Source organism: Bacillus sp. SIMBA_008, assembly GCF_046535495.1.
In the GTDB taxonomy this organism is placed as follows: domain Bacteria; phylum Bacillota; class Bacilli; order Bacillales; family Bacillaceae; genus Bacillus; species Bacillus subtilis.
In genome coordinates this window covers 1-245 of sequence record NZ_JAWRWL010001052.1, presented here as the reverse complement: position 1 = coordinate 245, position 245 = coordinate 1, and the positions used below count along the sequence as shown (strand labels likewise).

At 34.7% G+C, this 245-nt stretch carries 1 protein-coding gene; it reads right to left on the bottom strand.

Features of this window, described 5'->3' with window-relative positions; translation table 11 throughout:
• Nucleotides 1-245: SpoVA/SpoVAEb family sporulation membrane protein (locus SB658_RS26635; RefSeq protein ID WP_410603503.1), on the bottom strand; the 245-nt coding region annotated here is incomplete at both ends.

The window sequence follows — 245 nt, the reverse complement described above, 5'->3', positions numbered from 1 at the left end:
CTCCAGCAAATTGACCGATTTTATCATATACACCACAACCTGTTAAAATCGCCGATAATAATACAAGCGTTGCAACTGTCGGATTTCCTGCCTCTTGTTCACTGAAATGAAAATAATGTATATAAAATTTCATCAATACTTCTCCGACAGTACAAATGAATCCACCTACAAGAAATGCCTTGACACAATTTAGAAAATAGTTTGGTTTTGGATGGTACTCCTTCACTTTATTTATGTAATCATCC